The sequence below is a fragment of the Streptomyces sp. NPDC040610 genome (assembly GCF_055594065.1).
Genome location: NZ_JBVIXA010000001.1, coordinates 669,274 through 693,877, shown reverse-complemented (window position 1 = coordinate 693,877; position 24,604 = coordinate 669,274). Strand labels below are relative to the sequence as shown.

At 69.1% G+C, this 24,604-nt stretch carries 16 protein-coding genes; 1 reads left to right on the top strand and 15 read right to left on the bottom strand.

The window, feature by feature from the left end:
* Positions 1–125: 125 nt before the first annotated feature.
* The 14 genes from ACZ6AA_RS03150 to ACZ6AA_RS03085 all read right to left on the bottom strand — a co-directional run bounded on the left by ACZ6AA_RS03150 (position 126) and on the right by ACZ6AA_RS03085 (position 20,335).
* Positions 126–770 carry an OmpA family protein gene (locus tag ACZ6AA_RS03150; protein ID WP_468451290.1) on the bottom strand — a complete coding sequence of 215 codons (645 nt, stop codon included), beginning with the start codon at positions 768–770 and terminating at the stop codon, positions 126–128.
* A gap of 2 nt (positions 771–772) precedes the next feature.
* Entirely contained in the window at positions 773–1,372 is a 600-nt protein-coding gene (locus tag ACZ6AA_RS03145) for a hypothetical protein (RefSeq protein WP_468451288.1), read from the bottom strand.
* Between the two features lie 32 nt (positions 1,373–1,404).
* Complete coding sequence (locus ACZ6AA_RS03140; RefSeq protein WP_468451730.1) at positions 1,405–1,983, bottom strand: pilus assembly protein TadG-related protein; 579 nt, start codon at positions 1,981–1,983, stop codon at positions 1,405–1,407.
* A gap of 35 nt (positions 1,984–2,018) precedes the next feature.
* Positions 2,019–2,216 carry a hypothetical protein gene (locus tag ACZ6AA_RS03135; RefSeq protein WP_380845098.1) on the bottom strand — a complete coding sequence of 66 codons (198 nt, stop codon included), beginning with the start codon at positions 2,214–2,216 and terminating at the stop codon, positions 2,019–2,021.
* A gap of 274 nt (positions 2,217–2,490) precedes the next feature.
* Positions 2,491–3,381, bottom strand: a complete 891-nt coding sequence (locus tag ACZ6AA_RS03130; protein WP_468451286.1) for a DUF5936 domain-containing protein — start codon at positions 3,379–3,381, stop codon at positions 2,491–2,493.
* 40 nt (positions 3,382–3,421) lie between these two features.
* The gene (locus ACZ6AA_RS03125) at positions 3,422–4,369 is read right to left on the bottom strand and encodes a type II secretion system F family protein (RefSeq protein ID WP_468451284.1); all 948 of its coding nucleotides are present in this window, start codon (positions 4,367–4,369) and stop codon (positions 3,422–3,424) included.
* A 31-nt stretch (positions 4,370–4,400) separates the two neighbouring features.
* Positions 4,401–5,741, bottom strand: a complete 1,341-nt coding sequence (locus ACZ6AA_RS03120) for a CpaF family protein (protein ID WP_468451282.1) — start codon at positions 5,739–5,741, stop codon at positions 4,401–4,403.
* Positions 5,742–5,746: 5 nt separating this feature from the next.
* Complete coding sequence (locus ACZ6AA_RS03115) at positions 5,747–6,187, bottom strand: TadE family protein (RefSeq protein WP_468451280.1); 441 nt, start codon at positions 6,185–6,187, stop codon at positions 5,747–5,749.
* Positions 6,184–7,887, bottom strand: coding sequence for an AAA family ATPase (locus tag ACZ6AA_RS03110; protein WP_471455968.1), 1,704 nt, complete (start codon positions 7,885–7,887; stop codon positions 6,184–6,186). Before ACZ6AA_RS03110 ends, ACZ6AA_RS03115 begins: the two co-directional genes overlap by 4 nt.
* Positions 7,888–7,953: 66 nt before the next feature.
* Positions 7,954–8,664, bottom strand: a complete 711-nt coding sequence (gene cpaB / locus ACZ6AA_RS03105; protein WP_468451276.1) for a Flp pilus assembly protein CpaB — start codon at positions 8,662–8,664, stop codon at positions 7,954–7,956.
* A 106-nt stretch (positions 8,665–8,770) separates the two neighbouring features.
* Entirely contained in the window at positions 8,771–9,727 is a 957-nt protein-coding gene (locus tag ACZ6AA_RS03100) for a hypothetical protein (protein WP_471455966.1), read from the bottom strand.
* A 355-nt stretch (positions 9,728–10,082) separates the two neighbouring features.
* A complete protein-coding gene (locus tag ACZ6AA_RS03095) occupies positions 10,083–10,568 on the bottom strand; it encodes a hypothetical protein (protein WP_471455964.1) in 486 nt (161 codons plus the stop codon).
* Between the two features lie 50 nt (positions 10,569–10,618).
* Positions 10,619–17,530 (bottom strand): polymorphic toxin-type HINT domain-containing protein, encoded by a 6,912-nt coding sequence (locus ACZ6AA_RS03090; RefSeq protein WP_471455962.1) that lies wholly within the window; start codon positions 17,528–17,530, stop codon positions 10,619–10,621.
* Positions 17,531–17,632: 102 nt separating this feature from the next.
* On the bottom strand, positions 17,633–20,335 hold the full coding sequence (locus ACZ6AA_RS03085) for a LamG-like jellyroll fold domain-containing protein (protein ID WP_471456607.1): 2,703 nt from the start codon (positions 20,333–20,335) through the stop codon (positions 17,633–17,635).
* A 1,643-nt stretch (positions 20,336–21,978) separates the two neighbouring features.
* Here ACZ6AA_RS03085 and ACZ6AA_RS03080 point away from each other — a divergent pair.
* Positions 21,979–23,028, top strand: coding sequence for a chitinase (locus ACZ6AA_RS03080; protein WP_471455960.1), 1,050 nt, complete (start codon positions 21,979–21,981; stop codon positions 23,026–23,028).
* Positions 23,029–23,094: 66 nt separating this feature from the next.
* Here ACZ6AA_RS03080 and ACZ6AA_RS03075 read toward each other — a convergent pair whose 3' ends face one another.
* Positions 23,095–24,516, bottom strand: a complete 1,422-nt coding sequence (locus ACZ6AA_RS03075) for an Nramp family divalent metal transporter (RefSeq protein WP_468451270.1) — start codon at positions 24,514–24,516, stop codon at positions 23,095–23,097.
* Positions 24,517–24,604: the final 88 nt, after the last annotated feature.

The window sequence follows — 24,604 nt, the reverse complement described above, 5'->3', positions numbered from 1 at the left end:
AGGCACGGGCTCCATGCTCCGCGGGTGCCCCCGGAGGAGCTGGCCAGGTTGCGCCGTGTACGGCGAGACGCCCGACGAATGCCCGCCACCCGAGAGGGTGGAAGCTCCGACCGGGGGTCCCTGCATCAGCTGCCGCCCTCCGCCGAGGGACCGCTCGCGGCGCCCCGCGGGAACGACACCTCCACCCGCCGGTTCTTCTTGCGCCCCTCCTCCGACCCGTTGTCCGCGATCGGATAGTCCTCGCTGTAGCCGCGCACGGCGTACGTGACCTCCGGGCCCAGGTGGGTCGCCAGCTCGTCGTGGACCGCCTCGGCGCGGTCCTTGGAGAGCTTCTTGCCGTGGCCGTAGGAGCCGAGGTTGTCCGTGAACCCGAAGACGCGGACGTCCGTGGCCTTCTGAGCCTTGGCTTCCTCGGCGATCGCCTTGATGCGCGCCGCCGCTTCCGGGTTCAGCTTGGGGCTGTCCTTCGGGAAGAGCACCTCCGCCTGAAGCGCGAACTTCACGTCCGTGTTGGTGTCCTCGCGGCGCTCCTCCCCGCCCATGTCCTCCACGACGGACTTGATGTCGAGGACTTTGGCGGGGGCGAGGGTGGCGCCGTCGGCGAGCTTCAGGCCGGGGCTGTTCGAGTCGACCTTGGGGGGTGGCGAGGTGCTGGAGCTGCCGGGGGGCGCGCTGGGGTCCTCGTCGTCGGCCCAGGCGGCGGGGGCGGGGGCTAGGAGGAGGAAGGCGGTGAGGGTGGTGGCGGTGGCCAGGGATCGGGAGCGGGTCATGGCTACTCGCCCTCGGAGATTTCGATGGGGGCGGGGGGCATCGCGCCGACCTGGAAGGTCATGTCGCTGGTCCCCTCCGGCGGGGCGGGGAACTGTGCGTACCAGTCGCTGGTCTGCCCGGGCTTGACGCCGCCGGTGAACTTCGTGCACAGGCAGCGGCCCGAGGTGTCACGCAGCACGAGATACCGCTTCTTGCCCTTGCCGTCGACGAGGTTCGCGCCGGCCACGGACGAGCCGTTCTTGTTCAGCTCGCGCTCCTCGCCACGCCAGTTGGCCGCCGCGAAGAAGCGGCTGCCGTTGTTCGTGACGGTGCCGGAGACCGTGACGAAGCCGCCCTCGTCCCGCACCGCCGACTTGACCGTCAGCGTGATGCTCTCCTCGCCCTTGACCTCGGCCAGCACCTCGTCGGAGGACTGCGGCTGCTCCTCCTTCGGTGTCTCGTCACCGTTCTGGTCGTTCTTGGGGGCCTCGGACGACGGGTTCTTCGAGTCGTCGTCCCCGCCGTCACCTCCGCCGCAGCCGGCCACCGCGAGGACCAGCCCAGTCGTGATCGCCACCGCGGTCATTGCCCTGCGGGTCTTCATGGTGCGCCGAAGTTTCATCGCTACGGCTTCCTTTTCTCTCTGCTCGCTTGTCAGTTGGCCAGATGTACGGAGAAGAGCGTCGAGGCGTCCGGGAGGTCGTCCGGGTCGAAGTCGTCCGGGTCGATCTCGATGGGGACATCATCACCGTCGCAGACGAACTCCACAGCCTTCTCCGGATCGGCTGACTCGGCCACATCGCAACGGGGCTTGATTACGGCGGTCGCGTCGGCCTTCGCGTTCTGGCTCTCCGTCCCCGGAATGATCGAGTCCCCGACGGTGTAGTTGGTGGTCACCTCCACGTCGTAGCCCGGGTAGCCCTCGACCTCGGTCCCTCCGAAATCGCTCACGTACGCGTCGTTTTCCGCAGCCAGGGCGTCCGCCGCTCCCTGCGCACCCTCACCGGCGGCCATGTCGCCCCCGAGCCAGTCCAGCCATTCGTCCTCTTCCCCCGCGGCAATCGCCTCGCCCAGTCCCTCGACCAGTTCGTCGCGGGTGTCCTGCGCGGCCGCCAACGCCGCCGCGTCCGCTGCGGATTGGGCTCCATTGCGCGCCGAAGCGGCCTGGGCGAAGGCGAAGAACGCGAGTGCGACGAAAAGGATGACTCCCGTCAGCCAGATGTAGAGGGGCAGAGTCGAGCCCGCGTCACTGCGGAGTCGGGCCCGCCTCAGCCGCCGATGACGTCGGACACGGCGTCCTGAATGGCTCCGGAGATCTGTCCGTCCAGGCCGAGGCCGTCGATGAGGACGAAGATCCCGGCGATCAGAATCATCAACCCCGCGTATTCCACGAACCCCGCCCCCCGATCCCGCTCGCTCCCCCGCATCCCCCGAACCCGGGAAGCCACCGTCAGCGTCCACGTCATCCACGCTCCCAGCACGCGATCCTTCAGCATGACGGACGACCCTTCTTTCCCACCCGATACCGACAACTTGACCGAACCGGCCGAACTGGCCGATCACGCGCACATGCTCGCGCGCACCGTACGACACAACAACTGCCCCAAGAGGCCGTCCGCGCAACCGGCTTGCGCCCCCGCACACAGCAGGTTGGCGTATTCGCCGATGTGCGGTGAGGCGGCGCGCACACTTCTCCGCCACGCCCTTCACGCGTTGCTTCAGGGAAGACATTGACCACTCTCACCGTCCCAAAATCGACCCGAAGTCCGACCCCGACCCCAGAAACATTCCCGCCGCGATCAGGATCATCGTCGCCGGAAGCATGAAGACGAGCGTCACCATCGTCGCCTTCGGGATCGTCTTCGCGGCGCGGCGGCGGGAGTTCTGAGCGTCGGTGCGGCGCATGTCGGTGGCTAGTTGGATGAGGGTTTCGGCGATGGGGGAGCCGAGTTCCTCGCCCTGTTGGAGGGCGGAGACGAACTGGGCGACCTGTTCGGAGGAGTTGCGTTTGCGTAGTTCGTCGAAGGCCTGGCGGCGGCTCACGCCCATGTCCATCTGGCGGAGGGTGATGCGGAGTTCGTCCGCCCAGGGGCCCTCGTATTTCTCGGCTACGCGGTCCAGGGCCTGGCGGAAGCCGAGGCCCGCGGAGACGACCACCGCGAGGACGTCCAGGAAGTCGGGGAGCGTGCGGTCGATGACCTCGCGGCGTTCGCGTACGGCCTGCCAGATCAGGGCGTCCGCGGCCACCGCGCCGAAGACGAAGGTCAGGGCCGCGAAGAGGGGCTGGCCGTTGGTGAGGAACACAAGGCCGAGCACCGCCCCGAACACCCCATACACCGCCCTCCGCGCCGCATAGCGGTCGATCGTGAGGCCGCCGGGGTTGCCCGCCATGTCGATGCGGCGGCGTTTGGCGGTGACGCGCTTCGGGCCCATGAGGCGGAGGACGAGTGGCGCGAAACGCATGCCCAGGCGGTCGACCGCGCCGCCTGCCACCGAGACGCGGGACGCGCCCACCTCCAGGGCGACGGCGAGGTCGGCCGGGAGTTTGGCCTCCGCGCGGTACATGCGGATGCCCTGGGCGGCGCCGGCCACGGCCAGGCCCATGAGGGCGGCGAGGAGCAGTGCGGTCATCGGGGCCCCAGCTCCCCTCGTACGCGTGTGGCGTCCACCCTCACACCTCGATCTTTCCGAGGCGCCTGATCACGAAGAAGCCGACGGCGTAGAGGCCGAGGGAGATCAGGATCAGGGTCTGGCCGAGGGGGGAGCCGGTCACGCGCTCAAGGGCGCCCTCGTTCGACGAGTTGATCAGCAACAACGATCCCAGGCCCAGGAGTGGGACCGTGAACGCCGTCGCGTGGACCTCCGAGAGCATCGTGCGGACCTCGCGCCGGGTCTCCTTGCGGTCCTCCAGGGTCTGGGTCAGATTCCGCAACGAGTTCACCACTGACCCGCCCGCCTTGTTGGAGAGGACCAGGGTGGTGACGAGGACTATCAGTTCGCGGGAGGGGAGGCGTTGGGCCAGTTCCTCCAGGGTGTCGTCGATCGAGCGGCCGAGGGTGAGCTGGTGCGCCACGTGGGAGAGTTCCTCGCCCGCGGGGGCCTCAAGCTCCTCCGCGGCCATCGCCAGGGACGTGCGCAGGGCCAGGCCCGCCGCCGTCGCGTTGGCGAGGATGCGGGCCACGTCGGGGAGCTGGTTGATGAAGGCCTCGATGCGTTTCTGGCGTTGCCAGTTGAGGAAGATGACCGCGCTCCAGACGGCCACGATCCCGGCGATGGGGCCGAAGAAGGGGGCCAGGGACGCGGCCGCTATCAGCCAGAGGGCGGCGACGACCGCCATGACGTACGTGAAGAACTCGCCGGGGGTCAGGTCCAGGCCCGTGGCGGACAGGCGGAGTTGGAGTTCGCGGCCGACGCGGGTGCGCCGCAGGCGGCGGTCCACGGCCGTGAAGCGGCGGACGCGGCCGCCGCCCTCCAGGGCAGGACGCGAGCCCTCGCCCGCCAGACGGTCCTCCAGGGCCTGGCGCTGGGCGCGCCCGGACGCGTACGTCTGGAGTCCGGCGACGGCGAGCGTGCCGGTGAGGAGCGTGGCGCCGAGGGCCAGCAGCGTGGGGTTGTTCATCAGCCGATCGCTTCTCTCGTGTTCGTGTCCATCAGCCGATCGCCTCCCGGGTGTTCAGTACGTCGATGGCCTCGGCCACGCCGTACGCGGGCGGCACCGGCTCGCCCGCCACGTACAGCTTCTCCGCCACGGGACGCGGCAGCGGCAGATGCTCGAAGTAGCCGTGGACGATGCGGTCCGGGCCGACCGGGTGGGCCACGAAGCGGGTGACGGGGGCGATGCGGAAGTGCTCGCGGCCGTGCGAGACGAGGAGGACGATCTCGGCGACCTTGCGGGAGCCGTCGGCGTGCCGGGCGAGCTGGACGACGACGTCGACGGCCGAGTTGATCTGGTCCTTCAGCGCCTCGAAGGGGATCTGCACCTCGGACATGGAGCCGAGGGTCTGCAGCCGCATCAGGGCGTCCTCCGCGGTGTTCGCGTGGACGGTCGCCAGGGAGCCGTCGTGGCCCGTGGACATCGCCTGGAGCATGTCCAGGGTCTCGCCGCCGCGGACCTCGCCGACGATGATGCGGTCGGGGCGCATGCGCAGGGAGTTGCGTACGAGGTCGCGGATGGTGATCTGGCCCTTGCCCTCGACGTTGGGGGGCCTCGACTCCAGGCGGATGACGTGGTCCTGCTGGAGCTGGAGCTCCGCGGAGTCCTCGATGGTGATGATGCGTTCGTGGGCGGGCAGCAGGCCGGAGAGGGCGTTCAGGAGAGTCGTCTTGCCGGAGCCCGTGCCACCGCTGACGATGATGTTGAAGCGGGCCCGTACGAACGCGGCGAGCAGCATCAGCATCTGCTCGTCGAGCGAGCCGAGGCCGATGAGTTCGGGGAGCGTGTACGCGCGCGGGAAGCGGCGGATGGTGAGGGTCGCGCCGGTCAGGGCCAGTGGCGGGATGATGACGTTGACGCGTTCGCCGGTGGGCAGGCGGGCGTCGACCATCGGGTTCGACTCGTCGACGCGGCGGTTGACGGTCGACACGATGCGTTCGATGGTCTGCATGAGCTGGTCGTTCGACGCGAAGCGCAGCGGGAGCTGTTCGACGCGGCCCGCGCGCTCCACGAAGATCGAGTCGGGGCCGTTGACCATGATCTCCGTGATGGAGGCGTCCGCGAGGAGCGGTTCGAGCACGCCGAGGCCCAGGGCCTCGTCGACGACGCGGCGGACCAGGTGGGCGCGTTCGGAGGAGGAGAGGACCGGGCCCTCGCGGCTGATGATGTGGTTGAGCACGCGCTCCAGGCGCAGCCGCCGGTCGGCCGCCGCGAGCGACGACATCTCGGCCAGGTCTATCTCTTCGAGGAGCTTCGCGCGGTACGTCGCCACGAGGCCCTCGTCGCGGTCGGGCGTGACCGCGTCGGCGGGCGAGGCGATACGGGCTCTCAGGCTCATCCGGGTCAGCCTCCGGCCTCGGGGTCGTCGTTGGGCATCGTCACGGACTTCTCGACGGTCCAGTCGGTGTCCACGAAGGGGAGGAGCGTGGGGACCTCGACGGTGACGGTCGCCGTCGACGTGTCGCCGCCCTCCTCGACGTTCACCTCGGCGCCGAGTCCGTCGTGCATGGCGGCGTACCCGGCCGCCTGCCCGCCGCCCTCCCCCTGCGAGGCCACCCGGGCAGCGGCCCGCGCGCCGGAACCCGCCTGGTTCGCGGCGTAGCCGACCAGGCCGAGCTGGATCGCGGCGAGGCCGACGACGAGGAGGATGGGGAGGAAGCCGGCGAATTCGAGGATGGAGACGCCCGCGTCGTCGTAGGGGCGGCGGGGGCGGTTCCGGCGGCGGGCGACCCGGGCCCGGCGCACGCCGAGGACCGCCCCCGGCCACCGCACCCCGCGCCTCACGGCGAGTCCCCCTCGCGAGCCGCCCCCGCCTCCGCGTTCACGGTCCACCCGGCGTCGACGCCCGGGAAGAACAGCGGGACCTCCACGTCCACGTGGGCCTTCCACACGTCGCCCTCCGGCGCGCAGCCGATGTCGGCGTCCTGCCAGGCGCCGGGCAGGTGCTTCTTGCCCGCGGCCTGGCAGGCGCCCTCGGCGTCACCGTGCACCGCCGCCGCGGCCGTCGCGGCCCGGGCCGCCTCGTCGGCGGCGTTCCCGGCGAGCGAGTACGAGTAGCCGTACAGGGCGCACTGCCAGAGCAGCCCGATCACGGTGAGCAGGAGCGGGAACATCCCGGCGAATTCGAGCGTGACGGCACCCCGGTCGGACCGCAGCCCGTCCTTGCCGACGCCGCCGCCACCCCCACCCCCGCCCCCGGCACCGCTCCCGGCCCCGTCCCCCCGCCCCCGCTCCGACTTCCCGAGCCGCCGCGTCCCGCGCCCGCCCTTGCGCCCGTGTCCAGCGGACTCCGGCTCCACCAGGCCGAGTTCGCCCGCGAGCCCCCACAGTGCCTGCTTGACCGTCGACTTGCTGTCGAGGTCCTGGAGGCGGCCGGCGTCGACGGGGGCCTGGAGTTCCTTGGGGGCGTCGGGGACGGTGGCGCGGGCGGCGCGGGTGCCGGTGACGCGGGAGACGAGGGACGGCTGGATCTCCGCACCGCGGGCGGCGCGGTTGACGACCGTGACCGTCTCCTCGGCCTTGCGGATCTGGAGCCGGTCCCAGAGCCGCACCATGCGCTTGGCGGCGCGCACGGCGACCACGTCGGGGGTCACCAGGAGGACGGCCTGGTCGGCCATCTCCACGGCGGTGGCGGTGGCGGTCGTGACGTACGTACCGCAGTCGACGACCACGACGTCGTACCGCCCGCGCAGCGCGTTGACCGTCTGCCGGGCGACCCGGTCGGTGATCTCCTCGCCGCGCTCGCCGTCGGCCGGGGCGAGGAGCAGGCCGACGCCGGACTCGTGGGCGTACACCGCGTCCTGGACCACGCGCGGCGAGATGTCGCTGATGGCGGCGAGGTCGGCGACGGAGCGGCGGAACTGCACGTCGAGGTACGAGGCGACGTCGCCGGACTGGAGGTCCAGGTCGAGCAGCGCGGTGCTGCGGCCGGAGGCCTGCGCGGCGAGGGCGAGCTGGACGGCGGCGAGGGTGGTGCCGACGCCGCCCTTCGCGCCGGTGACGGCCACTACCTGGCCGCCGCCGGGGACGGCCGCGCCCGGGCCGCCGCCGTACAACTCCACGGCGGTGCTGCCCAGATGCCGCCGCATCCCGCTCGACCAGGCCGCGGCTGCCTGCACCCGCTCGGCGAGGGCGTCGTAGGCGAGCGGGAACGTGACGATGCCCCGGGCACCGCTGTCCATCGCGGCGGTGAGCAGCGCCGGGCTGGTGTCGGCCGTGACCAGCACGACGCCCACCGCCGGGAAGCGCAGGACCAGGTCGCGGATCAGGTCGAGCGCGGGCACGGGCGCGATGCGTTCGTGGACGAGGACGACCTCGGGCAGCTCGTCGAGGGAGGCCGCGGCGAGCCGGGCCAGGGTGTCGAGGAGCGCCGTGGAGTCGGTGACGGGCGCGGCGGGTTCGGCGTCGGGGAGCTGCGCGGCGAGGCCGGTGAGGGCGCGGGCGGCGTCCACGTCACCGACGGCGGGCAGGATGCGGGTGGTCACGCGCGGCCTCCCCGGGTCCTGACCCGGCGGGTGCGACGAGAGGGCACGTACATAGGCCTGCTCCCCTTACTTGTCCTCGTCCAGGGTGTACGTACGGTCCCCGCGCGGCACATCGGCCTCGCCCCCCTGCCCGACCAGGGCGAGCCGCACATGGGAGGCGAACGACTCGGCGTACGCGACGCGTTGGGCGTCCCGTGTGTCGAGGGCGAACGTGATGGGCACGGCTTCGTCGTCGCGGCGGCGGCTGCGGTCGTCACGGTCGCTGTCGAGGGCGGTCAGCTTCCCGACGTCGATGACCTTGGCGCCCTCCACGATGACCTTCGACTGGTCCTTGCCGCGGTCGGTCTCGGCCTTGAAGGTGGCGTAGATGTTGACGGTGGAACCGGGTGTGATCTTGCCCGCCACGCCCGTGGCAGCGTCGATCATGATCGCGATCTCCTGCTGTCCCGGCTCCAGTTGGGGCCGCTTCACGATCATGTCGGTCTGAAGCAGCGAGCCCTTCCGCAGCTGCGTGACGGCGATCTTCCCGCGGATCTCCCGCAGGTTGGTCACGGCGTTGTCGGACAGCCACCGCTCGGGCATCTCGACCTTCTTGAACTGGTCCGGCGCCAGTTCCTTGTACGGCGCGATGTCCCTCTTCAGCTCGTACGCCTCGACCTCGGGCCCGACCTTGGAGTTCACGTCGCGGATCACCGAGAGCACCCCGGCGAACGCGCCGAGCGCGCACAGGACCGACAGGACCAGCAGGATGACACCTCGGCGCTGGCGTGAGTTCATGGACCGGACTACCTACCTCGTTCGTGCAGCGAGTGCGTGTGGCTACGGACAGTGAGCGGGGTGGTGCGTGGGTGTCGGACGCGTGGGTACGCGGGCGGGTTCGGCGTTAGGTCCCGCCGCGGGGCAGGGCGTGCACGGCCGGATCGGGCGCTGCGGACGGCATCGGGGCGGCGCAGAAGGCGCAGCGGTCACCGATGAGTTCGAGGCCGCACCAGTGGCAGTCCTCCCTCCGCACGGACGACACCAGTTGGTAGAGCACGGAGATGTCCGGGATGGCGGCGGCGAACTCGACGAGCTTGCCGGTGGCCCACCAGCGGGGCGATTCCGCGGGCAGCTCCGCGTCGGCGCAGCCCTGGACGTTCCACGCGGGCGCGAGCGTGTCCACGACCCACTCGGGGGCGAGCTGTCCGGCCGCGTACAGCAGCTTCGTACTGAACCCGGGCCCGGCCGGGAGCCCGTCGCCGCCCACCTTCACCAGCTCGGGCCGCGGCGCGGCGAGTACCGCGAACTGCGCTCCCGGAACCCATGACTTGGTGTGCGACCGCAGCGTCACCGGCACGCGGTCGAGCTTGGCGACGGAGCCGAGGAGGGCGCCCGCGTAGATGTAGTGGCTGAGCAGCCGGGCGGCGCAGGCGAGCACGCCCGGGCTGAAGTCGCATATCGACAACTGCCGCAGCTGGAGGGCGAGGACGGAGAGCCCGAGCGGCGGCAGGTCACTGCGCACGAGGGCGATCCGGTCGCTCTCGAGGACCGACCGGATGGCGTGCAGCCGATGCAGTACGGCGGGCGGGGCGGAGGACGGGCAGAGCACGATCACGTAGCCGTGGTGCTCGATGAGGGTGTGCATCTCGGTGAGCGCCTGGTCCAGGGACTGCGCCTGGGACGCCTGCGCGTTCGCCCTCCCGGCGGAGGCCTTGGCGACCGCCGACTTGGCGGCGTGCCCCTTGCCCGCGTGCACCCACGCGGCCTGCACGGCGCTCTGCAGGACGGCGGCGGTCGGGGTGTGCCGGTCGGGCGAGGGCAGCACCAGCCCGGGGCTGGTGACGGCTATCGCGGTCGGCATGCGCACACCCCCGGTCCCGGTCCTCACGCCCACCTTGTCGTCCTGGGCCTGCTGTCGTCCTGCCGTACTAGACCTACTGTCTGAGCACCATATCCAGGCAGGGGCCACCTCAACACCCAACTTCCCACTGTTCACCTATGGGTTCGGTCCAGAGAACCCTCTGCACGAAACGAACCTCTCGATGGGTGCTGGCCGGGCAGCACGCTCGGCGAGGCGGTTCTCCAGCGAGGAGGTGGAGCGCGAACCGGACAGAAAGCCAGGAATGCTGCACCTCGCCGCACAATTCAAGCCACCGGCGAGAACGCTCCACACAGAGGCCCCGGAGCACTCTGAAGGGGTGGGACGTTCCACGCGCTTAGAAGGAGCCGAAGAATCGGTCCCACCAACTAGGGGGCCCAGAACCGTGGAATCGCAGGCGTGCGACGCCGTCGTAGCGTCTAGCGAGAAGCTCTTCCGGCACCGCCACGAACCCCAGCTCCGCGAGAGCGCGCTCTACCTTCTCAAGGTCGCCGGCGTCGAGTTCGCCCTCCGCAGTCGCATCTTCAGTACCGAGGAAAGCGCCAGGATTATCCGCGGCAATCATGGCTAAGGGTTTGAATTTACTCACCAGGACAACGATCCTTGTCCCGCAAACCGTTGATTCCGCAGCCACCTCAAGACGTCCATACTGAGCGGAGTCTTGGATTTCCTGGTCGACCTCACAACGGCTGGAGAATTCAGAACAGATCCGGGAAGCCAGACGATCGAACACGTCGGCAGCTTCTGCCCTGTTGTAGTCGGATGGAAATTCGAGCCACTCGGCACTGTCCAGCCGCTGCAGGAACTCTAGAAGATTCCCCATACCCTCACCAGTCACTCCATTCCAGTTCGCATCCTGCGCAGGTTTCCGCTTCACTTCGGAAAGGCCGTGAGCACCTTCCCGGTGAGGGGTTCGTAGCGCACCAGAATTCTCACGCCTCCCACTGTTCCGACCACATTCTGCACAGCGGGGTCTCCCGCCCTGGTCCGCAGAGTTCTCTCAGCGTGCCGAGCAGACCCCTTGTACCAGCTCCTTTGACTACTCGGGCTCGTCGTCACATCAGCCACGGCATCAAGGATCTGATCATCGGACCAGCCCTTCGGGAAGGCATCTTTTCCAGGTGCCCCCGGGTACCGGTGGCCATCAAGAATGTGATCCGACCTCTCGTCACCGATCAGCGAACGGCCTATGCCGTCACAATTGGAATTGTGAACCAGCACTGGCACCGAACCCGCCAGCACATAGTACGTGTGGATGTCCTCGACAGTGAGGTTGTACGTCCGAGCGTGCTTCGAGAAGGCGTGGTTGTGGGTCACGATGACGGTGTCGCCGTCGTTGGTCCTGAGCGTCATGCCTGGTTCGAGGTTCTTTGCCTCTACCCACCGGTGCTCGGACGGTGACCAGAAGGGGTGCTCATGGGTCGCCGTGAGGGTCGCGATGCCGTCGTCCGTCGCGATGGAGAGCTTGTTGAAGTGCTTGTCGCTCTCCGTGACGATGAGGCGCGTGACCTTCTTCGGTGCTGTTCTGCCGGTCTTCGGGTCCGTGGCAAGGACTCTGTCGCCGAGCCTGACGTCTTCGATGTCCTTGGTCTTGCCGTCCGCCATGAGGACATCGGTTCCGGCCAGGAAGCACTTGCAGTTGGAGGGCACTCCCCCCTTCTTCGCCTTGTCCGCGCCCTTCTCGCCCCTCTTGGCCAGCTTGAGGACGCCCTTCCCTATCTTGAAGGGCTTGCCCACCGGGGTATCCAGCAGAAGCACGCCGCAGCCCGCACTCAGTTCCTTCGAGCAGCGCTGCCACGCGGCGAAGTCGGGCGCGATGACGCCGACTATGACGCCAACGGCTTTGGTGAACCAATTGCCGCTGTCACTCGGACCCTTCTTGAGCGCGTGCAGCCTGTCGATACGCGGCCCATAGCCCGTCAGCCCCCGGCCGCCGCAACCGACGTACCCGCACTGATATGAGTCCCTCGCGCTGCCGTAGCCGGAGTTCGTGGGGAAGTTCGGGTACTTGTCGGACCACGTCTGGCCGGAGGAGAAGTCCGGTGAGGCGTGGGATTCCACGAAGTCGGCCGCTCCGCCACCACAGCCACTGCCCTTGCACGTGAAGGAGCTGCCCAGACCCGACGGGTCGGATGCTGTGACGGGGTTGTTCTCCGCGTAGCTGTAGCCGTTGAGGCTGCCGGGCTTTTGATGCTCAAGGAGTGGATCGACGCTGATGAACTGGCCACTGACCGGGTCGTACTCGCGCGCACCGACATGCGTCAGACCAGTCCCCTTGTCGACCGGCTTCCCCAAGAAGCCCTTGTCGTCCGGCCAGTTGGGGCTCTTCTCTCCGCGCGGCGCCCCGAACGGCGACGTGTACCGCTTCGTCACCGCGTACGTCGTCGCGTCCAGCGCCACGCTCGACGTGCCGTGGTGGTCGGCCGCGAGGAAGCTCAGCTGTGATTCCGTGGCGCCGTCGGTGGCTGTGCGGACCGCGATCGTCTGGTCGTTGGCCGTGTAGTAGCGGGTGCCGGAGAGGGTCTTCCTCGTGCCCTTCGCCGTCAGGCGGACTTCCGTGGCGCCGAGGTAGAGGACCGTGTCGCCGTCCCCCTTGGCGCGGCGGACGAGGAGTTCGCCGTCCGCGTCGTACAAGTAGCCCGTCTCCGCCGAGGCTTCGAGCGTCTTGGCCAGCTTGCCCTCCGTGTTCCACGTGAGGGACTGCTGGGCCTTCGGCCCGGGGCGCTTCGTCGTGTTGCCGGTCTTGTCGTACTCGTACGTGGCCGCCCGCGCGCCCGTGGTCTTGGTGAGCGGGTGCGGCTGGCCCTCGGGCGTGCCGTAGTCGTATGCCGTGGTCTCGTCGGCAGACGTCGTGTGCTGGGTCTCCGTCTTGCGCTGGCCCGCCTCGTTGTACGTGTACGACGTCCAGTACGGAGCCGCTCCGTCGATGTTGGACTTCGTGCGCTTCGCGGCGGCGCAGTCCGCCGTCTTCGGGGTCCAGGCCTCGGTCAGGCGGCCGTAGCCGTCGTAGTCGAAGCACTGGAAGTCGGCCTTCTTCGTGCCGCCCTGCGTCGTCGCGTCGAAGATCGACGTGACGTTCCCGGCGTCGTCCTGCTTGAACTTCAGCTCCTGCGGCATGTAGCCGTGTACGTCGTCGGTGACGTAGGAGCGGGTGAGGCGGCGGGTGCCGGCCTCGTAGTCATAGTTGAGGTAGGCCTTCTTCTCGGAGCTCATCCCGCTCATGCCGAGCGTGAGCTGGCGCAGGTCGCCCTGTGGGGAGAAGGCGGCTCCGTGCAGGTAGCCGGTGATGCCGTCCAGTCCGGTCTGCTGGCCGGTGGCGTTGTACTCGTAGCCGACCGTCTCGGATTCGAGCCCGGCCACAGCGGGCTGGGATGACTGGCTGACGGTGCCGTCGAAGCGGTATCCGGTGGTGAAGGACAGCTTCTTCGGGACACCCGCCGCGACCAGCGGGTCGTCTTCGGGCAGGGTGAGTTCGCTGCCCCTGACCTCGTAGAGGCTCGTGTAGTTGGTGACCTTCTGGGTGTACGCCTTCCCGGCCGGGCCGCCCTCGTACCGCACCGCCGTGTCCTGCTGGCCCTTGGCGAGGCCGTCGAAGGTCCAGGCGGCGAGCTTGTTGGCGTCCGTCTTCTCGGTCTGCCACAACCCGGTCCTGCGGCCGAGGTCGTCGTAGCCGTACAGCAGCTTCCGCTTCTCGACGTCCGTGGTGCTCAGGGCCCGGTCGAGGCTGTCGTACGAGGTGGTCGTGACGCCCTTGTCCGGGTCGTCGGCACTGACCTGCCGACCGAACAGGTCGTAGCCGTAGGACCACTTGGCCTTGTCCGGGCCCGTGATCGTCTCCTGCTGCCCACCGGGCGTGTACGTGTACCGCGTGGACGTGAAGTCGGTGCCGGTCGGCTTCGGGCCGCCGTACTCGCGGCGCAGTGTGACCTGGCCGCGGGCATCGGTGACCTCGGCGGTCGCCTGGCCTCCCTCGGGAGCGGTCGTGGTCACCGTGTCACCGGTGTACGCCGTGGTGGTCGACCAGCGCGTCACGCCGAAGTTCTTCGTGACGGCCTTCGTGGGACGGCCCGCCGCGTCGTAGGTGGTGTCGGTCTGCACCGGAGCCTGGCTGCCCTCGGTCTGCGCCGGTTTGCCCTCCGGCGCGACCTTCTCGTCCCAGGTGTCGCCCTGCGTGCTGACGGCCAGCCCGCGCGCGTCGTAGAGGGTGATGCCGATCAGGCGTCCGCCGACAGGGGTCGGGGTCTGGGTCTGCCTCGGGCGCAGCAGGGAGTCGTAGAACTCGTACGAGGTGTTGTAGCCGGAGCCGTCGCCCTTGAGGGTGCTGGTGGACACCCAGGACATGTCCTTGCTGTGGACCTTGTAGTCGTAGACGTAGTTGGGGGTCTTGTCGACCCTGAGGCGGTTGGGCAGCCACACCTGGGTGGTGCGGCCGAGGGCGTCGTACGCCGTCTCGGTGATCTTGCCGTTCGGGTCCGTGACCTTCACGGGAGCGCCGGTGCCGAAGTCCAGCTCTGTGGTGGTCCTGTGCTGCTTGGCGTTGGTCACACTGCTGGACGTGAGCGGACCCGACGCCTTGGGCTCGTAGGTCGTGGTGGCGGTCGCCAGACCGTTGGTGTCCTTGACCTCCAAGGGACGGCCGAGCGTGTCGTACGTCGTCGTCGCGGTCTTCTGCCAGGCAGGGGCGTTGTCGGTGCTGTACGACTTCGCGCGGCCGCTCCAGGTGGCCTGTCCCTTGGTCGGCGTCTGGGAGGCCGACCAGGTCGTGGCGGCGGGGTCGTCGTAGACGGTCGCCGTGTCGGAGACCACGTCACCGGGCTTCTTGGAGTCGGCGGGCAGGTCGAGGTCCGCGTCCGAGGTGCCACACGACTTCGCGACCGTGCGGGTGCGTGACACAAGGGAGTTGAGGCCACTTTTGTCGTTGCGGGCGTACCAGGTGCGGGTGCACGTCTCGTCGCCCGCGACGTCGTCGTCACCCCGGTCCTCGACGGTCTCGGCCATGCCGTAGTCGTCGTATGTGGTCTTGGTTGAGCGGACCCGGTCGCGGGGCTCGGAACCGCTGGTCACGCGGGTGCGCCCATGGGTGGCGCCGGTGCGGACGTAGTGTGCCTCGGTGTCGGCGTACGACTTGTGCTGCGTGGCCGTCCGCTTGGACCAGGGGTCGTTGACGGTCGCGGAGACCTCGGTGTCGCCGTCGTACGTCACCGTCTCGCGGGCGAAACCGGCGTACTGCTCGGAGTCGGTGATCTTGGCGGCCTTGATCCCCTCGGTCTCGGCCGTCCTGCGTCTGTCGGGGTGGGGCGTCTTCTCGTCGTCCGGCTTCGCGACGCGGTCACCGTTCATGCCGCGCATGTAGACGTTGACCGTCTTCAGCCGGTCGGTGTCCTTGTCACCGGTGTAGTGGGTGACCTTCTCGTAGCCGCGCCAGACCGACCAGGTGCGCTCCTTGGCGGGCGTCATCGGGTCGTCGTTGTAGTGCCAGGCACCGCCACCGGAATACTCGTACGTGTGCTGGACGGCTTCCGAGCCGCCGCGCGGGTCGGTCGTGGAGACCGCGTGGACCGGGTACTTCTGGAACCAGTCCAGCTTCGGGGTCTGCTCGCCGTTGGGGGACCAGTACACCGGGTAGCAGCGCCGGGTGTTCTCGTCCGGCTTGGGCATGGTCTGCCCGGCCACGCACTCGGCGGGCTTGTACGAGACGATCGTCTGCGCGCCCGTCTCCGAGGTGACCGTCTTCAGACGGGGCTTGTCGAGGGAGATGATGTTGTCGGAGTCGCCGTCGACGCGGTTGGGGTGGAATTCATGCGTGAACTTCACCGGTTCAAGGGCGATGTCGTCGGCGCCGCGCTTGCCGGTGTGCTGAAGCTCCTGGAGCCACAGCGCCTGGTCGGAGCTGTCTCCGGTGTCCCCCGGGTCGGGGTAGTGGTGCTTGAGCCCCCAGCCGTCGATCCCCCAGTAGGCGGGCTTGGACAGAGAGGCGTTCCACGCGTACGTGTTGATGCCGGTCATGCGCTTGCGGGTGAAGAAGGCCGGGCCGACGTTGCCCGTGCACTTCTTGTCGTCCTTGCAGACCGCGTCGAACGGCACGTCGGGCCAGTTGTCCCGATTGTCCTCGGTCAGCTCGTCGCAGCCGGTGCCGGAGGCCAGGCAGCGTTCGGCGTAGGTGAAAGTGACCTTGTGGGAGGCCGCGGGGGTGGCGGAGAACAGCGCGTCGGCGCGCTGGCCGTAGCGGATCTCCTTGAGGTAGCCGCCGCGCGTGTAGTCGGTGCCGGTGTTGTCGTCACCGAGCTTGTCGTAGTTGTTGTGCTCGGCCTCGTACCAGTACGTCATGGCGTTGTCGCGGGTGTCCTGGACCAGGTCGAGGTTCCAGCGCCATGCCTGCTTCCTGTCCCGGTCGGAGAAGCTGGAGCCGTCCTCGTAGCCGAACTCGCCCTCGTCGTCACCGAAGACCGGCACCGTCCACACCGAGTCGGTGCGGTCGTCCGTGCCCGCGCCCTCCAGCTTGTTGAGGCCGAAGGTGTACGTCGTGCCGTCGCCGGTCGTGACGGTCCAGTACTCGCCGTTGTCGTCACCGTTGGTGGCGCCGGTGTGGTGCTTGACCGTCGAGGCGTCGTCGTTCTTCAGCCGCCACTGACCGCTCTTGTCGTCCTTGACCAGCTCGGTGGCCTTGCCGTTGAGGACGAGCGACGCGTTGTCGTACTTCCAGCACAGGTCGTACTTCTTGTCGTGGCCGTCGTCCTCGCAGGAGCCGTACTTGCGCTCGATGTAGGAGGAGGTGAGGTCGAAGCCCTCGCCGATGACCGTGCCCTGGTTGTTCGTGGACGCGGTGCGGCCGTCCACGCTGCCGGAGTCGTACGAAATCGACAGGTCGGGCTTCGGGCCTGCCGCGGACGGGGGTGTCCGCAGCGGGTAGGACCAGGTGAAGGAGCCCGAGGAACCGCCCGCCTCCCAGGTCGAGGAGGCCGCGAGCGGGGTCGCCTTGTAGTCGCCGGCGCCCGACTTGGGACCGGCGGCCAGAGCGAGGACCATCGTCCGACCCGCGTCCGCACCGGCCTTGGCGGCGGGGAAGGACAGCGCCGCGTTCAGCCGCTCGTCACGCCGGTCGTTGGTGAACTCGACCGGTTCTCGGGTACGGCAGTCAGCCTTGCCGGGGGTGTCGAGGGCGCAGTCCGGCAGGCTCAGGACCTGAAGACGGCCGGCCCAGTCACCGCCGTACGCCGAGGCGAACGCCGAGTAGTCGATGCCAAGGCGTGCCTTGCCGCCGTCCTTGGGCCCGGTGGCCGTGAGCACGACGCCCTTGACGCCGAGCCTGCTCGCTTCCCTCTGGTCCAGGACCTCGACCTTGAGCTGCTCGGCGGTCCGCAGGGGTGCGCCCTTCGCGGCCTTGGGCTCCGAAAGGGTGAGCGGCAGCGCTCCGGGAGCCGCCTTCGCGGCTCCGGACCCGGCTACTTCCAGGGTCGCCGTGCCGCTCTTGGGCCAGGTCACGGTGCGGCGCTGGTCGGCCCGCGCCCGCGCGACCGCCTTCCGGCCCTCGTCGACGGACTTCCGCACGACGGCGGCGTTCTTGTCGTTCGTCCTGGCTGTGAACGGCGTCACCTTCGCCGAGCGTGGCGCGTCCAGCTTGGGGCGGCCCAGCGGATCGGTGGCCGCGGACGCCGTGTCCGTGAACGCCACCGGCGACAGGAGGCCGGGCAGAAGGGCGAAGCCGGTGACGGCGGCGATCCGCAGACTCCATCGGCGTCTGACGGAGCTACTTGTTCCGGGCAGCCCGAGGCCGAGCTGTTTCATGACGTGTCTCCTTGCGTGGGGTCGCCGAACGACGACCCCACGCGTTCGAAAGGCAGAGAAAGGACAGAGGAAGGGCGGTTCTGAGCCGCAACCGCAGCGCGCCTACGTCGAGGGCTCCGCGATCTGGTCGCGGACCTGCTCCCGGTTCATCGCGCCGGCCCATACGCGCAGCTTCGCGAGGTCCCCCGGCAGGTAGTGGCCGGTCGTCCCGTTCATCGCCCCGCGCCCCGCTGTCAGGGCGCCGTCGCCCTGCTGGGGCCGTGCGAATCCGGCGTCGTCCTCGCCCTGCTGGACGAACTGCCCGACGTAGAGCCGGGCCACGCCGAAGCGCTGGTCGCCCTCGTCGTCCGTGAAGTCGAGACCCGCGTCGAAGACTCCGGTGACGTCGACCCAGGTGTCCCACTCCTCGGGGCCGATCGGGTCCTCCGCCTCGACGACCGCGCTACCGGCGACCTTTCCGGTGGCGCTGACCGCGGTCCGCCCGAACTTCCACCGATAGGTGTCGTCCCCGGTCTTCTCCACCCACAGCGCCCACGACGACTCCTTGCCCACCGGCGTGGCCTGCCCGGCCACGAGCCCTCGGTAGCCGACCTGCTTGCCCGCGAGTTCGGACTTGGTCAACCGCACCCGTGCCGACACCGTGAACGACCCGGTCTCATCGACGACGGGTCCCGCCGCCGAGGCGTACCCGCTCTTGCCGTCCAGGACGAGCGCCGTCGCGTCCTCGCCCGTGAGGCGGGCACCCGAGTCCGACAGGTCCATCGCGCCTCTGCGGTAGGGGAAGGCCGTGCTGGACGGATCGTCCGGGTCCTCCGGGCTCTCCGTGACCTTGCCGCCGGAGGAGATGGTGGCGTCCCAGTGCCCCACCAGTTCGTTGGTGGGCGCGCCCTTGCGTTCCAGACGGCTCTCCTCGCGGATCTCGTCGGGCTCCAGCGGACGCTGCCATGTGGCGATCTCGTCGAGGCGCCCCAGGAAGTACTCGCCGTAGCCGCCGCCGACCTTGGAGCGCCCGACCATCATGTTCCGGTCGGCCGTCCACGGTGTGTACGTGGCGGCCTCGTCCGCGAGGACCACCGGCTTCCCCTGCGGGCGTCCGTTGACGTAGAGCTGGATCGTGTCGTTGCTCTTGTCCGCGTCGCCCTGTGTGTCGAAGACGCCGACGAGATGCGTCCACACCTTCAGGGGCGGGTTCTCCGCGTCGGCCAGGGACCGGATGTAGACAGGACCGTTCTTGTCCTGGTCGGTGCGGTTGAACACCCACTTCTTGGCAGCGGACGAGTAGTAGAGCGTGAAGGCCGAGCCGTGCTCGCCCGGGGCGGACAGGACCGCGCGGTTGGCGGAGGCATCGGTCAGGTACGTCCACGCGGACACCGTGAAGGAGTCCTGCGAGTTGACCGGGACGCCGTCGGTGGAGGCGTATCCGACCTGCTTGTCCTCGTCGCTGAGGTTGTCGTTGAGGCGCAGCGAGTAGTCCCCGGCACCCCGGCGGCCCATCGTCGACCAGCCGGTCGCCGCCTCTTCGCGCAGGATGACGTCGTGGCGTGCACCGACCTGGCCGGTGTCATCGGCGGTCAGCTTGCTCGACCCCGGGCCGGCGTCGTCGAACCGCCAGCGCCCCGTGGATCCTTCGGCGGCGCCGACCTTGAAGACGAACTCCGCGGGCGGGCCCCAGCGCACCCGGCCCTCCTTGTCCTTCTGCAGGTCACTGGCCTCCACCGAGAGCGTCTGGGTGCCTGCGAGTCCCGGTCTGACGGCGACGGGGGCCGTGCCGTCGGGCCGAGCGGGCCTCGTCTGCGTGGCGTCCGCCTCCGACGTCAGGAGCCGCCACCGGTACTGCTTCACGTCCTTGTCGGCCCGGTTCGGCTTGAAGGTGAAGGCGCCGTTCGTCCCGGGGCGTCCATTGGCCACGCAGTCGTTGGCCACGCACTCCGTGAACGGCATGTGCGACACGATCGTCGGCTCCTTCGGTGCCGTCGAGTCGATCCGCAGATAGCACCACTTCGAGTACGGGGAGAAGAGGTCGCCGTCCTTGCCGCCGTAGGCCCAGTGCGACTGGGTCCGCGCCCTGAAGCGATACAGCCCGCCATCGGCGCGCTTGGTCGTGGTCGCCGTCTCCGTGGTGCCGTCCGGGACCCATCCCTTGTCGGGCTTGTAGTCCGTCCACACGTTCGCCCACGAGCCAGACGTCGTATCCGTGCTGGAGCGCTGCATCACGAACTCGGCCTGCAGAGAGCCTTCTTCATCACCCTGGTGCTGCTCGACCTTGGTCTGAACGCGAGCCTGGACTGTCGGGGTGTCCACCGTCACCGTCAAGGGGTCCTTCGCGGGCCGGCACTGCGCCTTGTTGCCCGTCCCGGGAATCGCCCCGACCGACGTCGGCACCCCCGGCTTGTGCACGTACCGGACCTTGAGTTCGGCGTTGTTGTCGAACCGCTTCCACGCCCGCGGCTCCCCCTCGTCCTTGGCGCGGAGCATCAGCGTGAGCCGGGACATCTTGCCGCCCGCGAGCGCCCGCACCGTCGAGGTGAGGTTCTCGTCCTTCTCGGCGGGGTTGTCGTTGAACTCGATCCAGGAGTTCGGCTGTTCAGGCGTGCACAGGGTGCCGCGGCCCGCCGAGACGTAACGGTCTCCCATCTGGTTCAGCTGCTTCGGCCCTGGCCACCGTGTGCCCTCGGAAATGTTGTCGGTGCGCTCCAGGTCGACCCAGTGCGGCGAGCAGTTGTACGACCAGGTCTCGTACGCCCGGAAAGTGGCGTCCAGGACGTGCTTGCCTGCCAGCTTCGACGGGCCGAACTCGAAGTACATCCGGTCGGTGTAGCCGTTCCGGTCGCAGTAGTAGTCGTCAGCGATGCCGCAGCGCCCCACCCCCTCGGGCTCGCTGAACTTCCAGAACTTGTCGCCGTCCGACGACAGCTTCGTCCACTCGGATTTGCCCAGGCCCACCGACGGGTCGATGAAGACCGGGTAGACGGTCTTCTTTCCGCGCAGCAGATCAAGGTCGGGGGTCACCGACACCGCGCCGTCCACGACGGACACGGGCAGGTCGGCCGTCGCGTCGCCCGCTCCGGGCTGCGCCGGGTCCTCAGGGGCTCCGTTCTCGGTCGGCCGCGCTCCCGCGGCGGCCGACCGCAGCCCCTTGCGAGACGCGGGCGCGGCATCACCCGCCGAGTCCCACATCTGACCGGATGGCCCGCGGAAGACGGCGTTCCCGTCGGCGTCCACCGCACGCAGCCCTCCACCCTCGCCGGGTGTCACGCTCAGGCCTTCGCCGCGCGCGGTGAGCCTGACCTTCTCCAACGCCGGACTCGCGGCGGCGTCGGCGGACTTGACCACGAGCACTTCGCGGTAGCCCTCGGCCGTCGCGGTCAGTTGCAGGTCCACGCCGTTGACGGGCACGTTCGCGTACGTGGCGGTGGCGCCGTCGAGTGACGGCTCGGGAAGGGAGGTCGGCCAGCCGAGCCTGAGCCGCTGCTCACCCGCTCCGAGGCTCAGCAGCCCCGCGCCGCTACCACCACCCGAGAAGGCGAGATCCACCACGGCCGACTTCGGCCCGACGGTGCCATCCGCACGCTTCTCCAGCGTGACGTCGATGTCCTTCCAGGCCCCGCTCCCGTCCCGGGCGCGCTGCGGCTCCGTGGACTGGGTCAGCACGAAGCTGCCGTCGGGGTTGGCCGTGGTCGTCGTGTACTCGGTGCGCTCCGCGGTGACTTCGACGGGCTCACCGGTCGCCGCCGCCCGTTCCGAAGCCGTCTGCTCCGTCCGCGCGGAGCCCGACGTCGAGGCTTGTGCCTCGCCATCGGGAACGGCGAACGCGACCCCGGGCAGCAAGGAGAGGAGCACGGCCGCCGCCAACACTCCCCCCGTTGCGCGGCGTGATCTCTCACGCACCCGGGCATGGCTACGCCCCCACCTCAACCCCACAGTCCCCACCCCAGAGTCACGAAAGCTTCACAGTTTGCAGGCGGAGTGAGTTAACGCGGGGCAAGTTCCCCAAGTCAAGGTGAATTGCGGCACAAGATTGAGCAATGACGCGACCTTAATGAGCCACAGGGGAACGGAACTTGAGGTTCCATCTGAGGCCCCTGACGCGCCACTACTACGTAGCGTAGCCATCAATGTGCGCGGGCGACGCGTTCACGCCATTCGCCGGAGCGTGGAGCAATGGCGGTTTGAACGCCGACAAGGTTTGCCGGAGCGACGCCCTCGCCCCAGTTGCCCGCCAGTCACGACCGAGCAGATACGGCCACGAAGGAAGCGGCGCGGTTACTGCACGTAGTCCCGCCCCACCACCCCACCTGACGCACCATCACGCCCCCACCCCCGCCAAAACCCTTGACAACCCCATTGGTCTGGACCACCTTGTACGACCAAGTAAGCAGCGGTGGCCACCGTTTCCTCCCGGCCCTCAGTGGGCCGCTCCCCCCACAACTCCCCCCACGGAGGCAGAAGTGGACCGCGCACACATACGCCCACGCGGCCGGGCCGGTGCCCTCGCCGGCGCGCTGGCCGCACTCGGGCTGGCCCTGACCGGACTCTTCACCGCCGGTGCACCGACGGCGGACGCCGATACGCGGCGGCCGGCGCAGGCCAAGGCGGCCGCGCAGGCCAACGCCGTGCCCAAGCACGCCCTCACCGGCTACTGGCAGAACTTCAACAACGGCGCCACCGTGCAGAAGCTCAGCCAGGTGCAGGACCAGTACGACATCATCGCCGTGGCCTTCGCCGATGCCACCGGGACGCCTGGGCAGGTGACCTTCAAGCTGGACTCGGCCGGGCTCGGCGGGTACACCGTCGATCAGTTCAAGGCCGACATCAAGGCGAAGAAGGCGGCGGGCAAGTCCGTCGTCATCTCGGTGGGCGGTGAGCGGGGTGCGGTCGCGGTGAACAGTTCCGCCGCCGCGACGAACTTCGCCAACTCCGTCCACTCCCTCATGCAGCAGTACGGGTTCGACGGCGTCGACATCGACCTGGAGAACGGGCTCAACTCCACCTACATGACGCAGGCGCTGAAGTCGCTGCGGCAGAAGGCCGGTCCCGGGTTCGTCCTGACGATGGCGCCGCAGACCATCGACATGCAGAACAAGAACAACGAGTACTTCAAGACGGCTCTGAACGTGAAGGACTTCCTCACGGTCGTCAACATGCAGTACTACAACAGCGGTTCCATGCTCGGGTGCGACGGCAAGGTGTACAGCCAGGGGTCCGTGGACTTCCTGACCGCCCTCGCCTGCATCCAGCTGGAGGGCGGGCTCGCGCCGTCCCAGGTCGGCATCGGCACCCCCGCGTCGACGCGCGGCGCCGGATCGGGCTACGTCGCCCCGTCCGTCGTCAACAACGCCCTCAACTGCCTGGCCAAGGGCACCAACTGCGGCTCCTTCAAGCCGTCCAGGACCTACCCCGGCATCCGGGGCGCGATGACCTGGTCGACCAACTGGGACGCGGCCAACGGCAACGCGTGGTCCAACGCCGTGGGTCCGCACGTACACGGGCTTCCGTAGCCGTACCGTCCGGGGTCACCCTCTGTCCGCAGCGCCGCCGCTCCCCCGGCGGCGCTGCCGCACGCACTAGAACAGGCGCTCCCAGTCCACGTCGATGACCTGCTTGACGCACAGCACCAGGAACAGCAGGCCCGCGATCGTCAGCATGCCGTTGCTCAACCAGCTGTTGCGCCACGGGGCGGGTGTGCGCGAGGTGTTGAGGAGCCAGAGCAGGGTGAGGGCGAGGAAGGGCATGAAGAACGCGCCGAGCACGCCGTACGCCACGACCAGGCCGAAGGGCTCGTCGAGGAAGAGCAGGCCCATGGGCGGGAAGGTGAGCCAGAGGAGGTAGACACGGAAGGGCAGGGACTTCTCGCGCCTGCCCGCGGCGACCTCCTTGACCATGTCGCTCTCGGCAGCGACCCCCGGGGCGGGGTCCGAGCCCGTGTCGGCGCTGACGGCCGCCCCCTCGGCGCCCTCGGACACCGCGGCTCCGTCCCCGGCCCCCCGCTCCCGCAGGAACCGCTCCACGAAGTCCGCGAACATCAGGCTCACCCCGTGCCACACGCCCATCAGCGCGCCGAACGACGTCGCGAAGAAGCCGATGAGGAACAGGTTCGCCGTGACCGCGCCGAAGCGGTCCTCCAGGACGTCGCCGAGCTGGATCAGGCCCTTGTCGCCCGAGGTGAGCGCGATGTGCGAGGAGTGCAGGAGCTCCGCGCCGATGATGAGCATGGCGACGACGAAGACGCCGGTGGTGATGTACGCGACGCGGTTGTCCAGGCGCATCACCCGGATCCAGGTGATGTCGGTCCAGCCCTTGGAGTTCACCCAGTACCCGTACGCCGCCATCGTGATCGTGCCGCCGACGCCGCCGATCAGGCCGAGGGTGTAGAGGATGGAGCCGTCCGGCAGGACCGGGGCGAGGCCCGCGAACGCGTTGCCGAGGTCGGGGGCGACCCTGATCGCGACGTACACGACGACCAGGAACTTCATCCCGATCACGACCGTCATGACCTTCTCGAAGACGGCGTACCGGTTGAACCACACGAAGGCGAGGCCGAGCAGCCCGCAGATGACCGCCCACGTCTTCAGGCCGGGCCCGTCCGGGAAGAGCGCGACGAGCGGCAGCGCGCTGGACGACATCGCCGTGGCGCCGTACACGAAGCCCCACACGACGACGTAGACGCCGAAGTAGTACGTCGTCCAGTTGCCGAGGCTGCGCCAGCCCTCGAAGAGGGTGCGGCCGGTGGCCAGATGCCAGCGGCCGGTGGCCTCCGCGAGGGAGATCTTGACCAGACAGCCGATGATCGCGGCCCAGAGGAGGGTGTAGCCGAACTTGCTGCCCGCGATCAGGGTGGCGACGAGGTCGCCCGCTCCGACGCCGGTCGCGGCGACGACGATGCCCGGGCCCACGTACTTCCAGCTGGGTTTGCGCAGCGGCACCTTGCCCCCGCCCGCACCCGCTCCGCCGTTCTCACCGACCTCGCCACCCGTGATTTCAGCCATGCGATCAAGAAAGCGCAAAGACTCCTGGTGCACAAGAGGTGCGCAGGGACGGCTCAAAGGCGCCATTGACCGGAGCATGCCATGCCAC